This window comes from Vibrio gelatinilyticus (assembly GCF_022836845.1).
GTDB classification, from domain to species: Bacteria; Pseudomonadota; Gammaproteobacteria; order Enterobacterales; family Vibrionaceae; genus Vibrio; species Vibrio gelatinilyticus.
In genome coordinates, this window is sequence record NZ_JAJNNZ010000004.1 from 84337 (window position 1) to 98779 (window position 14443).

Sequence of the window (14443 nt, forward strand, 5' to 3'; positions counted from 1 at the left end):
ATTAATACAATAAATAATAATCTGAGGATATTCTGATCCTTAGTCCAATATCGTGAAATAAGAGTAATAATATGATGAAAAAGAATCCGTCTCTCGTCGGTGGTTCTTGCATTATTGCCAGTGTCTGTGTGGGTGCTGGAATGCTCGGACTACCAAGTGCAGGCGCAGGTGCATGGACAACCTGGTCTATCATCGCAATAGCTATCACAATGATTGTAATGACAATATCTGGTTGGATGTTATTAGAAGCATTTAAGCATTACGACTTAAAGGTGTCATTTAATACAGTAACAAAAGACATGTTAGGAGATAAAGTAAATGTATTTAACAATATAACCGTCTATTTTGTTGGTGGCATATTACTCTATGCCTATATTACGTCATCAGGTTTAATTCTTCAGGATGTCATTGGTGTGAGTAGTAATATAGCTTCCGTGCTTTTTGTATTGGTATTTTCTGCGTTTGTATGGCACTCGACCCGTGCGGTAGATAGGATATCAGTTGTGTTGATTGCTTTCATGATCTTAAGCTTTGTGTTTGGGGTCTCTGGGCTTGCTATCAACGTTGATATGGGCGTTTTATTTGACACAATCAGCGAAGAAGCAAGTTATGCTCCTTACGCGATGGCTATGCTTCCTGTCGCTTTAACCTCTTTTGGTTATCACCACTCTGTGTCTTCGATGAGAGCTTATTACGGTGATGAGCATAAAGCGAAGTACGCTATTTTAGGCGGTACAGCGATTGCACTCGGCCTCTACTTTTTATGGCTATTTAGCATTTTTGGCAATTTACCAAGAAGCAACTTTGGTCCCGTCATCGAGCAGGGCGGTAATGTAGACGCTTTGCTTACCGCGCTAGGTTCTGTTATTGAGTCTGAAAAAGTGGCCAATGCCATTAACACATTTTCTATGGCGGCGATCTTATCTTCCTTTATAGGTGTGGGACTTGGTGTGTTTGATTTCCTAGCGGATCTATTTAAATTTGAAGACACCAGGCAAGGGCGTGCAAAAACCTGGCTAGTGACTTTTGTTCCGCCGTTAATCCTGTCACTGATGTTTCCTTTCGGCTTTGTTATCGCTATAGGCTATGCCGGTGCCGCAGCAACGGTGTGGGCGTGTATTATTCCTGCATTGTTAGCACGTAAATCTCGTACTCTTGAAACTGGCTACGAAGGATTTATGGCTCCTGGAGGTAGCAATATGGTGATATTGGTAATTGCTTTTGGTGTTCTTACTGCGACGTTCCACGTTATGTCAATGTTCAATATGTTACCGGCGTTTATTGGCTAGTTTTAATCGCCGAAGAATGACTAAAACGAAGGTTGGCAGTGGCCCAGTCATTGCTGACCTTTTTGCGGTTGTGTTGCGGTGAAATATCGAGGTAATTTGTCATTGAAGGGGGCGCCTATTCGACGCCTAGCATGTATTAAATAACGTTGCTCTAAATTCCCCAATAACTTCGAGTTAAGATCGAATAAAATATAGATGTGGTACTACTTACTCTGCCAAGTCTTACTAACCCAACCTCCTGCAGATTCATCAAAGAAATTACCACTAAATTCTTGTTTAAATTCAACAATATTATCGAGCTCTGGCTTTTCTTCTAGTAACGTGTGTATGTACTTAGCCATGGGATCGTTGATACGTTCTCTCTCTTTACGCGATGCCACTTCTTTTATCAGTTGCATTCGGTAGTTTTTGTTTACGCGTTTCATTATCCTGTCCGTTTTGTGGGCCGTTCAAAAAACATAGAAGCAGACTGGATGTGAGTCAAACTTTTAACGTAAATATGTTGAAAAGTTCAGATTGTGGTGGTAGGTAAGCTTGTTGGGTGTTTATAGACGTTGTTGTCTACACGGTCTGGCAAAGATGCTAAAGGAAGCATCCTAGGATGAAATGAATCGTTCAATTGGTGTGAGAAGGGACAACGCGTCCGCGATTTACACAGTATCCCTGAGTATCGTATCGTTTAAGCACATTGTTTTCGAGCACCAAACTCACTTCTCGGATATCGGCAAATTGCCAGCTCTTCCATTGATAGAACATTTTGTCCCCTTCGACCCACCAGTATCCTTCGTCTTCGTCGTGAGGTCTGTCTGAGAGCCCATGCATACGGCCATCAGGTTGAAACTCTATACGGTAAGGTATATTAAAGCAGTCGCTTGTCATAACGGTATGGTGATCAAATAGAGTACGAATTTCGCTGCCACTCAGCTTTTTCCCTTTAGCCTGTGAGATATGCTCTAATGGCAGGATCTTGCGGGCTACTTCAGATAGTCGTTTAATCCCTTCTCGGATGTTTGCTTCCTCAATCGAGCTAAAGCTCAATCTAAAACCGTTATTTTTTGTCCCTCCCAAATAGTATTGTTCTCCTGGGTTTATTAAAATCCCGATTTTTTCTGCCTGCCGATAAAGTGCCTTGGCATCGAAGTTGACATCATAGTTAATCCAAAAAGATGTGCCAGCGAGTGAAGGAACGACACCAGATTGAGGGAAATAGTAATTGAGCGCTTTTTCCATGGTGAGCCATTTACTGGTTAACTTTTTGAGAAGTCGCTGCATTAGTGCATCGTAATAACCCAAACTAATAAACAATGCGAGAGTTTGACAATTATTTTTGGGTGGGGATGTGTGACTTAGACGCTGTAGGTGCCGTGCTTTTTCAATAAATTCAGGAGCCGCAACGATAAAGCCAATTCTTAGACCAGGAGCAATGGTTGAGGAAAAACTTGATAAGTAGATAATTCGATCATTTCGAAACTCGCCCTTTAAAGCGAATGTATTTTCATCAATAAAGTTTACTTCGTGCTCAAAGTCATCTTCGACAATCAAAAAATCGTTTTTTTCGGCGCACTCAAGTAGTGCTTGTCGTCTTTCCTTTGGCATGCGCACTGTCGTCGGGAACTGGTTACTCGGTGTTGTATACACTAGGTTGCAACCATGCAGGTCTTCGTTGATGATTAATCCATTCTCATCGATACTGAGCGCCTTGAGTTTTGCTTTGCGAGACTCGAATTGAGCCCAGGCTTCAGGATAACCCGGGTTTTCGACGCCCACTGTTGATTCTTTATTGGTGAGTAAGCGTGCAATTAAGTTCAGGCTTTGCTGACTTCCCATCGTAATCATGATTTCGTTGGACTGGGCAAAAATGCCACGACGTGGTAATACTCGCGTTCGAATCTGCTCTATGAGATCTTCGTAATCATTATCTGTTGAAGTCCACTGTTTACTGTTGGCTTTATTTAAGGACTGAATACTGCATTTTCGCCACTCATTGACTGGAAATAGATTGTCATCAACCATTCCATGGACAAACAGATAAGGGTAATTTTTGAGTTCTTTAGGCGGTTCTTGATGCCACGACGGCTTGGGTTGAATGTAATTGCTCCAGTTTAGGTTTTTCGTCGCGACGCTTTTCAGTGGGACTTGATGGAATTTAATATCGGGATTTACAAAATAGCCTTTGCGTTCTTTCGATATAAAGAAGCCTTCTTCACTTAATTGGTCATAAACGCGCAACACCGTGTTCCTAGACACTTTAAGATCTTGAGCAAGTTTTCTTGACGAAGTAACAGGTATTGACTGCGAGATAAACCCATTCGCAATGGCCTGCGTTATGCCCGCTTTGATTTGATCTTGCAGCGTTAAGCCGTTGCTTGCATCAAGATGAATATATTGCTCTAGCATTTTTTGTTGCACCATTTATTTGGTAAATGTTATTTGCATTATTGTCCACATTAAGATTAATAGCTGAGAGGTTGCTCTCAAATACCATATAAAACAATAGGATAGGTACTCTCTGGAAGGTGACGTAACCAAACGCTGTATGGTTACATCAAAGCTACTATTTATCAGCTAGCAAGCAATCCTTTAGTATCGCTAGCCCTTGTTCTATTTGTGGGAACTCAATTGTTAACGGTGGCAAGAAGCGAATAACATTCCCTTTCACCCCACAAGAGAGAATGATGACGCCGTTAGCGGTGCATTGCTGTACTAAAGACTTAGTCAGTTCAGGCAAAGGCAGTCCAGATTTAGGATCGTTGAGCTCTATCGCTATCATTGCTCCAACTTGTCGGATATCACCAATTTTCGGGCATTGATTTTGAATGTCATAAAGTCTGTTTCTAAAAAAACTACCCACTTCTTCTGCGCGAGCGCAAAGCTGTTCTTTTTCGATAACATCCAGTACAGCAAGACCTGCCGCGCAGGCTAAAGGAGAGCCCGCGTATGTGCCTCCTAGACCTCCGGGAAGCGGTGCGTCCATGATGTCGGCTTTACCAACTACCGCCGAAATCGGGAAGCCGCCAGCAATGCCTTTTGCCATCGTCATAAGATCGGGTTCAATGTCGAGATACTCTGTGGCAAAGAGTTTTCCAGTTCTGGCAAAGCCAGTCTGAATTTCGTCACAAATTAGAACGATGCCATGCTGGTCGCAAATATCGCGTATGGCTTTTGCCCATGCTGGTGGTGCTGCGTAAAAGCCACCTTCGCCTTGAATAGGTTCGAAGATAATCGCGGCGACTCTTTCAGGTTCAATGTCGCATGAGAAGATGTCGTTTAGCGCCTGTAGGCTTTGCTGTTCACTAATACCATGATAGCCATTAGGAAACGGTGCATGAAATATGTCAGCCGGGAAGGGACCAAAGCCCGCTTTGTAGGGCGTAACTTTACCTGTCAGCCCCATACAAAGATTGGTTCTGCCGTGAAACCCACCACGAAAGGCAATTACCCCTGGTCTGCCAGTATGAGCTCTGGCGATTTTCACTGCGTTTTCGACAGCTTCGGCGCCCGTTGTAAGAAAGACAGCTTTCGTTTCTGAGGATATTGGCGCTTTTTGAGTGATTTTTTCCGCTAGTTCAACAAAACTAGAGTAGGGCGTAACCATGGCACAGGTGTGACTAAACTGCTCGAGCTGTTTTTGCACGGCTTGTTTGATTTTTGGGTGGCTATGGCCTGTGTTTGTTACAGCGATTCCAGACGCAAAGTCTATGTAACGGTTTCCTTCGATATCTGTGACCGTTGCATTTTCAGCAGACTCAACGTAGATAGGAGCGAGGTTTCCCATTCCCTTTGCGATGACTGCGTCTTTTCTTTGTTGCCATTGTTGATTTGTCATGTTGATTCCCTTGCTTTCCTATAGACCGCCCAAGCAAATATACTTGACGTTCATATACTCATCGATTCCCTGCTTGGCACCTTCACGACCAAAACCAGATTGTTTTATGCCACCAAAAGGCGCAACTTCCGTTGATATGATCCCTTCGTTAATACCAACCATCCCATACTCTAAAGCTTCGGCTACTCGGAACGCCCGACTCAGGTTTTGTGTATAGAAATAGCTGGCAAGTCCGTAAATAGTGTCATTGGCTTGAACAATGAGATCATCTTCACTATCGAAAGTGATTATTGGGGCTACGGGACCAAAAATTTCTTGCTGCACGATATCCATTTGTGCAGTAACCCCAGTCAAAATGGTTGGCTCTAGAAACTGACCTTCTAAAGCACGTCCACCATAGGCCAAACTGGCTCCTTGATTGACTGCGGTTTCAATCATTTTAAGCACACTTTGTTTGGCATTTTGATCAATCAGCGGGCCAATGGTTATGCCTGATTCCAGGCCATTTCCTACTTTTAACCCGCGAACAGCATCAGTGAATTTTTCGACAAACTGTTTGTGGATCCCCCGCTGAACATAGAGTCGATTCGCACACACACAAGTTTGGCCAGCATTTCTAAATTTAGACGCGAGCGCTCCCTGAACCGCTGCATCGAGATCAGCATCGTCAAAAACAATGAATGGCGCGTTACCACCCAGTTCCATAGAGGTGCGTTTGACTGTTTCAGCGGTATGTTTGATCAGGTGACGGCCAACTTCAGTTGACCCAGTAAACGACAATTTCTTGATGTCATTATGGCTACAAAGAATATCGCCAATCATTACTGAAGAGTGATTATTAACGACAACCAATAGATCTTTAGGTAAACCCGCCTGATGGGCTAGTTCGGCAACTGCGTATGCTGACAACGGCGTTTGGTTAGCTGGTTTGGTAATAAAGCTGCAGCCAGCCGCCAATGCAGGGGCAGCTTTTCTGGTGATCATCGCTATGGGAAAGTTCCAAGGAGTGATCGCAGCAGCCACACCGACAGGCTGTTTGATTGTCATAATTCGTTTATTGGCAGCTGGCGTTGGCGTGGTATCACCATAGGTGCGCTTTGCTTCTTCGGCAAACCATTGAACAAATGAAGCCCCATACATCACTTCACCTTTTGCTTCTGCTAGCGGCTTTCCTTGTTCAAGAGTCATAATTCTCGCCAAGTCATCACTGTTTTCGATGATTAGGTCATACCAACGCTTCAAAATGCTGCTTCGATTTGAGGCCGTTTGAGCGGCCCATTCTTTTTGCGCTTGTTTGGAACGTTCAATGATATCCAATAGTTCGTCAGACGATATAGATGGAATATGAGTCAGTAGTTCTTGATTTGCTGGGTTATAAACAGGTATTGCGTGATCGCTTGGCTCACAGCAAATTGAGATTAACGATTTGTTAACAATATGCTTCATTGATTGGCTCCATGTATCCATTTGCATGTAAAGATAATAGAAATAGATTGTTAAATATTTTAGAGCCAGATGCGAGTTTCCTATGGTACCAACGGTTTCATGCTGGTACCACACGAAGTTGCAATCTGGTTCTAACACGAAAATTTTCAACCTCCTATATTGAGTGATGAAACATTTATGCAACATTTCAAGTGGGCGTAAATACACTCAAGTACATGCAACGGGGAAGAAAAATGTCGAATAATAAAGGAAAGAAACTATTAAGTAGTTTGCTTGCAGCAGCGATTGGTGTGACCTCTTTAGCGGCTTCAGCAGCAAGTTACGCGGCAGAGTACAACTGGCGTTTCGCTAATCTTTATGGGCGTGGTACCGCCTACGGTGAGGTCTATGAAAATTTAGCAAACAATATTGAGAAAATGTCTAACGGTCGCATCGAAGTTCAAGTTCTGTATTCTGGCGAAGGTGTTGGCACTAGTGGCATTTTATCTTCCGTTAAATCAGGCCTGGTAACGATGGGGGCTCCATTCCAATCAATGCATGCGGGTGAATTACCGGCAGGTGTTGTAGAGATCGGCCTTCCTGGCGGCACGGCAGACGTAGGCAAACTAAGCACATTGTTCCATGAAAAAGGCTGGTCTGAGACACTAAAAGCGGCTTACGGCTCTCAAGGGATGACCTGGCTTGACCCTTATATTCAGCCTGCGGTTTATATCATCTCGAAAAAAGAGATCACCTCTATTGAAGACTTCAAAGGTATGAAAATCCGTGCTCCAGGCGCTTACGGTAAGTTCTTGCGTAATCTAGGCGCATCACCAGTGACACTATCTTGGAGCGAAATCTATACTTCGTTAGCAACGGGCGTGATTGATGCGTCAATCGGTTCTAATATGATTGACCATCGTGATGGTAACCATGTAGAAGTTGCTAAGTTCATGTACCCACTGCCATTGGCAGGTGCGCAAGTGTTGCCAATTGTTGTAAATACAAAAGAGTACAACAAGCTACCTGACGATCTTCAAGCTATCGTGAAAGCAGCAACGACGATTCATGCACAAGAGCAAATGACTAAATCAATCTTGTGGGAGTCTCAAGCAGTTGCACAAATGGAAGAGAAAGGTCTTCAGTGGAGCCCACAACCGTCGGCAGCTGACTTCACAGCATGGAAAAATGCAGGAAAATCTCTTGCGAAAGAATATGCAGATCAAGACAAATACTCTAAACAGTTAATCGAACAACTAGAAAGCCTATAACTTAGGCGCTTTAAAAGGTGAACCCAGGGTTCACCTTTTTCTTTTTTCCAGGAGGCAGTGATGTTGGAAAGAACCTTAGTAGTTTATTGCCGCAGCGTTCGTTATGTGGTTTGGGGGATTGGACGCTCTGTCTCCTTGTTAATGCCGTTACTCGCGAGTGTGGTTGCGTTCGAAGTATTTGCTCGATACGTAATGAATACCCCAACAATTTGGGCGTATGACACGTCATTATTTATTTTTGGTTATATATCGGCTTTGGGCGGCGCCTATGCCCAGCAAAAGCAATCCCACATTAACGTCGACATTCTTTATCTAAAAGTCCCTATCGTAATTCGTCGTTGTTTCAGCATATTGACCATCGTATTAGCGGTGGGATTTTTAATTGTTATGACCAAATTGTGTTTTGAAAAATTCCTAGAAACCTATGAATACGGTTTTAGACGCCAATCAGAATGGGCTCCTAGAGTTGACCATTTTTGGTTGATGATGGCCGTAGCGTCTTTAATCTTTATCGCTGAATACTCTGTTCAGTTTATTGGTCATGTATTTGCCTTGATCACAAAAAGAGAGTTGATTCCCGGCGCATACAAAGAGCATGAACATGCAGCGCAGCATCAACCAGACAATGCAGATACTAAGCAAGCCAATAAGAGCGACAATGAAGAAGCATTAACGGCCAAACACGCTGTTGCCACAGATAATATAGTAGTAGGGGGTTCACGTGGGAATTGAAGTACTAACTCTGGTTTTACTTGGCTGCATATTGGTCATGTTCGCATTGGGTGCGCAAGTTGGCCTGGCTTTAGCGGGAATCGCGATGGGAGTTGGGTACATGACATGGGGAGAAGCGCTCTTCAACATTATCCCTACGACAGTAGAAGCTACCTTCTTTAGTTTTATTCTGCTTGCGATACCACTTTATATCTATATGGGCCAATTGCTTACACGTTCGGGCATCGGTGATGCCATGTTTAACGCTAGCCAATTAATGATTGGGCGGGTAAGAGGCTCTCTTGCGATTAGTGTGATTGGCGTATGTTCTATGATTGGTGCGATGGTAGGTATCATCGGAGCTGGCATCATGACGTCGAGTAGCATTGCTCTCAAGCCAATGCTTGATCGTGGCTATGATAAAAAGCTCGCATTAGGCGTGATTATGGCTGGTGGATCGCTAGGCATTCTCATACCACCAAGTATTCCAATGATTATGTTTGCGTCTGCAACACAAAACTCTGTCGGTAGAATGTTTCTAGCGGCGATGATACCGGCACTAATTACTGTGACGCTTTTGATTGCATATGTCGTGATCAGCTGCAAACTCAATCCCAAACGCGCTCCTTTAGATGAAGAAAATGACATTGAAGTCCCTAAAGGTTTTGAGTTGTTTAAAACCATAAGAGACGGTTTATCTTCGCTGGTACTTATTGTTGCGGTTCTTGGTAGCATTATCATGGGGATAGCAACCCCTACTGAATCTGGGGCAATTGGTGTGGTTGGTGCCATTATTTTGGCAATATTGTTTAAGCGATTCAAACCACAAATGATGCATAAAGCTGGAGTACAAACTGCACTATTAGTCAGTGTGGCGATGTGGATTATTTTAGGTGCTTCCATTTTTAGTAACTTCCATTTATTAATGGGGGTGCAAAACATGGTGTCTAATTTTGCCACCAGTATCGACTTACCACCAATAATGATCATTATTATGTTTCAATTAATAATGCTTTTCCTTGGTTTTATCATTGATGAGTTTATTATTGTATTGATGTGTGCACCTATATTCACTCCGGTTGCGGTCACCCTTGGCTATGATCCAATTTGGTTTGGTGTTTTGATGATATTAAATATTGTTATCGCGGTACAAACACCTCCCTACGGCTTTGCACTGTTTTATCTAAAGGGCATAGCGCCAAAAGGCGTCACAATGATGGATATCTATCGTTCGGTCACCCCTTTTATTGTCGTTCAACTTGCTGTACTAATTATCTGTATGGTATTTCCAGAGCTTGTTTTATGGTTGCCTAACAAAGTAATGAATTAATACCTTTTATTTGGCCTCTAGCTTATTAGGGGCCTTTTTGATGGCTTATAGGAGGCTTATCAAACGAATCACCTGAAGTGCTAACCCAAAGAGCTGTTGGTTAACTGAGTTCTCAGGATATCTACACATATATATCTAAATGGAGAATAAAATGAAGCTGTCAACGCTCGTGCCAATAATTATTGGTAGCGCCATGTCTGCCTCTGTATATGCAGACGTAATATTTGAAGATAACTTTGATTCCGGGGTATCTAATTGGGATAGCTCTGGAAATGTACAAACAGATTCTAGTTACAGTCAAGCAGGGCTTTCTGCTTATTTAAAGGAAACTGGACAGATATCGAGAACCGTTGATATTTCCAGTGCTAATAATGTGTCTCTTTCATTTGCGATGGCATCAAGGCTATTGGAAGATAGTGACTATTGCTATGCCGAATACTCAACAAATGGTGGGGCGACGTATAGCATTATTGCCTCCCTTGGTAATGGGCAGGATAACGCGACGTTTTATCCTAGTGTGCAAGCAATCAGTGATTCGGCTGATAGCGTGACTATTCGATTCAGAGCCAGCGCAGGTACGGCGGATCACTGTTATATCGATGATGTTGTGCTTCAAGGCGACATGGGGCAGGTTGTAGAGCAGCCAGTCATTGACGTGGAGGACTCTTTGTCATTTGGTAGTATCACCATTGGTAACCAGGCTAATAAGACGCTGGTTGTCGCTAACGCTGGTCAGCAACCCCTTTTTATCTCTTCTATCTCAAATTTGAGCGGCGACTTTGCTGTTCTTAATGACCAATGCTCTAATACCAACGTAGCAGCATCGAGCGCTTGTAATATCGAACTGGCATTCAATCCACAAAGCCTTGGCACTCAAAGCACTTCTCTTGATGTAAACTCTAACGACCCGGCGAATCCGACTGCCACGGTCGCTATTTCAGGCTATGGCAGCCAGGATCAAAGCCAAGGTTACATCGAAAACTATCAACCGCTTTCTGGCAGTGGTGTAGTATCGAGAAGCGAGTTGACTTATCAGCAGTTGAATGGCGGGAATGTCACTCAGTTGGTGTCCAACCAGGCATTTGCTTTGCCGGAACAAGCCGCTCAGCCTGAACATCAATTCGAGGGGCGCATAACCTTAAATAATCCTGAAAGTGCAGGAGTCGGGCAGTTTACAGAGCATGAAGATACTTATAGATATACATCAAATGCCGATGACCCGCGTAAACATATCCCTCCATTTTCGTATGACTTCGTGCAAACGGGCACGCACCTTATTCCGGTACAACGTGGTATTCAGTTGAACTCCCATGAGTATTGGGAGTACATTTTGGAACCTGGCCGAGTTTGGAAAGAAACGAGTGATAATGGTAAATCAAGAGCCTCAATTCCATTCTCGCTAATGCAGAAAAACTCTAACTGTGTTCATAATGGGCTTATGACTTTCACCTTTGATAACTCGTCAATGAGTGATGTCGCTTATCAAATTGCTTCAGAAACATGCTTGTACTACAAGTTCGATATGTGGGGAAGTGTAGCTGCGACTTATCAGCCACAATCGGTCACAAATAGTTTAGACATCAAGCAAGCGCATCAAGCCTATGAAGCGAGTAAAATTCAAACAAAACCCATTGAAGAGCTGGTATCAGATTTTCCTTCATCAAATATCGATGTGGCGAACTTTGGTCATTCTTCTGAAGTCTCTCCAGAACATATGACACTCTATGGAGTCTTTGTAGACGATGTCCATTATGTTGGTGGCTGCGGAACCAGGCAAGGGCTTCACCCTTATTGTGAACGCTTAAGAGTGCCTTCTTATTCAACGGCTAAAACAGCGCTTGCTGGCACGGCTTCGATGAGGCTGGAGCTGCTTTATCCAGGTTATATGCAAAGTGACTTAACTGACTTAATTCCAGAAGCAGCGGCTGATCCTGAGGGAGACTGGTTAGACGTCACTCCTGATAATGCGATCGATATGGCCACGGGTAACTACAGATTATCGTCAGGCTATTTAAGTGACGAGTATTCGACAGCCAATGACACAGGTTTCTTTTTGGTACTTGATCACAATGGTAAACTTGACTACTCAGTCAGTCGTTATCCTAGAAAGGCGCAACCAGGGACTTTCTTTAATTACCATACAACCGATACCTATATCGCTACGGTTGCCGCGCAGAACTTTGTAAAAGCTGAGCGAGGGCAGTCTGCAGATGTTTTCGCTGACATTATCGTTAACGATATTTGGAAGCCACTCAATGTTGATCTTGGGACACAAGATACACGCAGAACCTATGACTCTGTGGCAATGCCTTTTGGTGGCTACGGATTGACTTACCTTCGTGATGACATCATTAAAATCACCAAGTTTACCAGTATCGATCGAGGTCAAATAAACGGCCAACAGATGCTTGATGCCGCTGAATTGGAAATCGCTCTATTTGCTGATCCGACATCACCTCCGTTGGACGTTAGATCAGATAGCAAATACTACAGTAATAGTGTTTGGTCTAAGCTGAAAACTTTACCGGGTGGTTGTGAGCAACACGTCCCTTATATGTCAGGTTATGGGGGCATACAGTTTGTTATGCTGCCAAACGATGTGATTTACTACTATGTTAGTGATAACAACGAGTTCGCATGGGACCTTGCACTGCAAGAAGGCGCAAAAATCAGCCCTTACTGTCAGTAGATTACTGGCGATGTAAACTGGAAGAGTGCGCTTACGCACTCTTTTTTTATGGTTATTTTCAGTGTGAATACTTAATTATCGAAAAGAATTAAGTAGATTGCATGGTTTATAAATTTGCGACTTTGGTCGAAATATTCAACAGTTATTTATGCTGGAGGATGGGGGTTTTGTGACTATTTTGGTGTGTTTATTTTTACTAGGAGAATAAGTCTCTCTTTGTTACACTCGCCATCATAAAAAGTAACAATAAGATTACATCCCCAGAAACTGCTCCTATCTCTAGTACCCTACATGCTGGAATGGCGAGCGCTCAACTTATTAGAGGTCCCTAACCGATCATGAGCACAATTGACATCTCGCATTCTGAAAAACATCAGAAACAATGGCAAGAAAATCAAACGACCGCTGAAACTATCTCCCCGATACTAGGTCGACTTTACAGAGACAAAGGGGTTGAAGTACTACTTTTCGGCAAGACTCTGGTGAACGCATCAATTATTGATATCATCAAAACTCACAGACTCTCTCGCCACTACACTGACCTTTCAATCCACTTGAACCAAACTGCCCCAATTATCGAAACCCTTGCTAGCCTAAATCTTTCGCCTTGTTGTATCGACGTCGGCCAACTTGCGGCACAGTATTGGGCATCAAATACGAATACTGACAATCTTGCTGATTTTTTGATGACGGCATTATGTCAAAGTATTGAAAGTAACCAATCTGTAGAACCTAGAGATGTCGTTCTTTATGGATTTGGCCGAATCGGACGTTTGCTAACGCGTATCTTGGTTGAAAAGAGTGGTTCCGGTTATCCATTGCGCTTACGTGCGATTGTCGTGCGCGGTGGTCGCGAGGGCGACTTACAAAAACGTGCGAGTCTACTTCGCCGTGATTCAGTTCATGGCCAGTTTAATGGCAGCATCCTTGTTGATGAAGAGTCTAAAGCACTGATTGTCAACGGTAATTATATCCAGATTATCTACGCAAATGGTCCAAGTGAAGTGGACTATAGCCAGTACGGAATCGAAAACGCTCTGGTCGTCGACAACACTGGCGTGTGGCGTGATGCTGAAGGTCTAGGGCAGCACTTAGGCTGTAATGGGGCGTCGAAAGTTCTGCTTACAGCGCCTGGTAAAGGTGAAATCAAGAATATCGTATTTGGTGTCAATCATTCGACAATCGAAGAGTCAGATTCAATTGTATCGGCAGCAAGCTGCACAACAAATGCAATTACACCAACGCTTAAAGCGATCAACGACAAATATGGCATCATATCTGGTCATATTGAAACGGTTCATTCATATACCAATGATCAAAACCTCATTGATAATTACCACTCTGGCGATCGTCGCGGACGTTCTGCTTCATTAAATATGGTATTAACATCGACCGGGGCAGCGAAAGCCGTGTCAAAAGCATTGCCTGAGCTCGAAGGGAAACTCAGTGGTAATGCCATCCGAGTTCCTACCCCGAACGTCTCTATGGCCGTTGCAAATTTAAACCTGGAAACGGAAACGGACAAAGAGTCACTCAATACCTATTTGCGTGAAGTTTCATTGAGCTCAGAGCTTTCTGCTCAGATCGACTATACCGATTCAACAGAAGTGGTATCAACTGATCTGGTTGGTGCTCGTCACCCTGGTGTGGTTGATGGTCAGGCAACAATTGCAGAAGGGAATCGCTGTGTTTTGTACATTTGGTATGACAATGAATTTGGTTATAGCTGCCAGGTTGTTCATTGTATGGAACAGATGATGGGCGTGAAATACGAAACGTATCCGGCGCTCTAACCCGATATTTTGGATTAGTTCAAATAGTAAAACGGCTCTGATTAGGAGCCGTTTTTTATAGAACGTTGGCGAGAAAACCCAATGTTCAGCTCTGCTGTCGCTAGGTAGT

10 protein-coding genes are annotated in these 14443 nt (G+C 43.4%); 6 read left to right on the top strand and 4 right to left on the bottom strand.

The features are described from left to right. Positions 1–74: 74 nt before the first annotated feature. Positions 75–1289 (top strand): aromatic amino acid transporter, encoded by a 1215-nt coding sequence (locus tag LNL84_RS06550; RefSeq protein ID WP_244356613.1) that lies wholly within the window; start codon positions 75–77, stop codon positions 1287–1289. 203 nt (positions 1290–1492) lie between these two features. On the opposite strand, the gene LNL84_RS06555 is transcribed toward LNL84_RS06550, so the two are convergent. The 4 genes from LNL84_RS06555 to LNL84_RS06570 all read right to left on the bottom strand — a co-directional run bounded on the left by LNL84_RS06555 (position 1493) and on the right by LNL84_RS06570 (position 6561). After that, positions 1493–1714 carry a hypothetical protein gene (locus tag LNL84_RS06555; RefSeq protein ID WP_244356062.1) on the bottom strand — a complete coding sequence of 74 codons (222 nt, stop codon included), beginning with the start codon at positions 1712–1714 and terminating at the stop codon, positions 1493–1495. Positions 1715–1904: 190 nt separating this feature from the next. Continuing rightward, positions 1905–3686 (bottom strand): MocR-like pyridoxine biosynthesis transcription factor PdxR, encoded by a 1782-nt coding sequence (pdxR, locus tag LNL84_RS06560; protein ID WP_244356064.1) that lies wholly within the window; start codon positions 3684–3686, stop codon positions 1905–1907. Positions 3687–3843: 157 nt separating this feature from the next. After that, the gene (gene gabT / locus LNL84_RS06565) at positions 3844–5115 is read right to left on the bottom strand and encodes a 4-aminobutyrate--2-oxoglutarate transaminase (protein ID WP_244356066.1); all 1272 of its coding nucleotides are present in this window, start codon (positions 5113–5115) and stop codon (positions 3844–3846) included. Between the two features lie 18 nt (positions 5116–5133). Further along, a complete protein-coding gene (locus LNL84_RS06570) occupies positions 5134–6561 on the bottom strand; it encodes an NAD-dependent succinate-semialdehyde dehydrogenase (RefSeq protein ID WP_244356068.1) in 1428 nt (475 codons plus the stop codon). A 233-nt stretch (positions 6562–6794) separates the two neighbouring features. Here LNL84_RS06570 and LNL84_RS06575 point away from each other — a divergent pair, with 233 nt between their 5' ends. The 5 genes from LNL84_RS06575 (at position 6795) to LNL84_RS06595 (ending at position 14334) form a co-directional block, all read left to right on the top strand. Further along, positions 6795–7811 carry a TRAP transporter substrate-binding protein gene (locus LNL84_RS06575; protein ID WP_244356070.1) on the top strand — a complete coding sequence of 339 codons (1017 nt, stop codon included), beginning with the start codon at positions 6795–6797 and terminating at the stop codon, positions 7809–7811. Positions 7812–7871: 60 nt separating this feature from the next. Continuing rightward, positions 7872–8543, top strand: a complete 672-nt coding sequence (locus tag LNL84_RS06580; RefSeq protein WP_244356073.1) for a TRAP transporter small permease subunit — start codon at positions 7872–7874, stop codon at positions 8541–8543. Further along, the gene (locus LNL84_RS06585; RefSeq protein ID WP_244356076.1) at positions 8533–9852 is read left to right on the top strand and encodes a TRAP transporter large permease; all 1320 of its coding nucleotides are present in this window, start codon (positions 8533–8535) and stop codon (positions 9850–9852) included. Before LNL84_RS06580 ends, LNL84_RS06585 begins: the two co-directional genes overlap by 11 nt. Positions 9853–10003: 151 nt before the next feature. Continuing rightward, a complete protein-coding gene (locus tag LNL84_RS06590) occupies positions 10004–12541 on the top strand; it encodes a choice-of-anchor D domain-containing protein (RefSeq protein ID WP_244356078.1) in 2538 nt (845 codons plus the stop codon). Positions 12542–12879: 338 nt separating this feature from the next. Beyond that, positions 12880–14334 (top strand): glyceraldehyde-3-phosphate dehydrogenase, encoded by a 1455-nt coding sequence (locus LNL84_RS06595; protein ID WP_244356080.1) that lies wholly within the window; start codon positions 12880–12882, stop codon positions 14332–14334. Positions 14335–14443 lie beyond the last annotated feature (109 nt).

Bases quoted from the DNA above. Each gene is read 5' to 3' on its own strand.
- LNL84_RS06580 (WP_244356073.1), top strand. From the start codon at position 7,872: ATGTTGGAAAGAACCTTAGTAGTTTATTGCCGCAGCGTTCGTTATGTG.
- LNL84_RS06595 (WP_244356080.1), top strand. From the start codon at position 12,880: ATGAGCACAATTGACATCTCGCATTCTGAAAAACATCAGAAACAATGG.
- LNL84_RS06575 (WP_244356070.1), top strand. From the start codon at position 6,795: ATGTCGAATAATAAAGGAAAGAAACTATTAAGTAGTTTGCTTGCAGCA.
- pdxR (WP_244356064.1), bottom strand. From the start codon at position 3,686: ATGCTAGAGCAATATATTCATCTTGATGCAAGCAACGGCTTAACGCTG.
- gabT (WP_244356066.1), bottom strand. From the start codon at position 5,115: ATGACAAATCAACAATGGCAACAAAGAAAAGACGCAGTCATCGCAAAG.
- LNL84_RS06590 (WP_244356078.1), top strand. From the start codon at position 10,004: ATGAAGCTGTCAACGCTCGTGCCAATAATTATTGGTAGCGCCATGTCT.
- LNL84_RS06555 (WP_244356062.1), bottom strand. From the start codon at position 1,714: ATGAAACGCGTAAACAAAAACTACCGAATGCAACTGATAAAAGAAGTG.
- LNL84_RS06550 (WP_244356613.1), top strand. From the start codon at position 75: ATGAAAAAGAATCCGTCTCTCGTCGGTGGTTCTTGCATTATTGCCAGT.
- LNL84_RS06570 (WP_244356068.1), bottom strand. From the start codon at position 6,561: ATGAAGCATATTGTTAACAAATCGTTAATCTCAATTTGCTGTGAGCCA.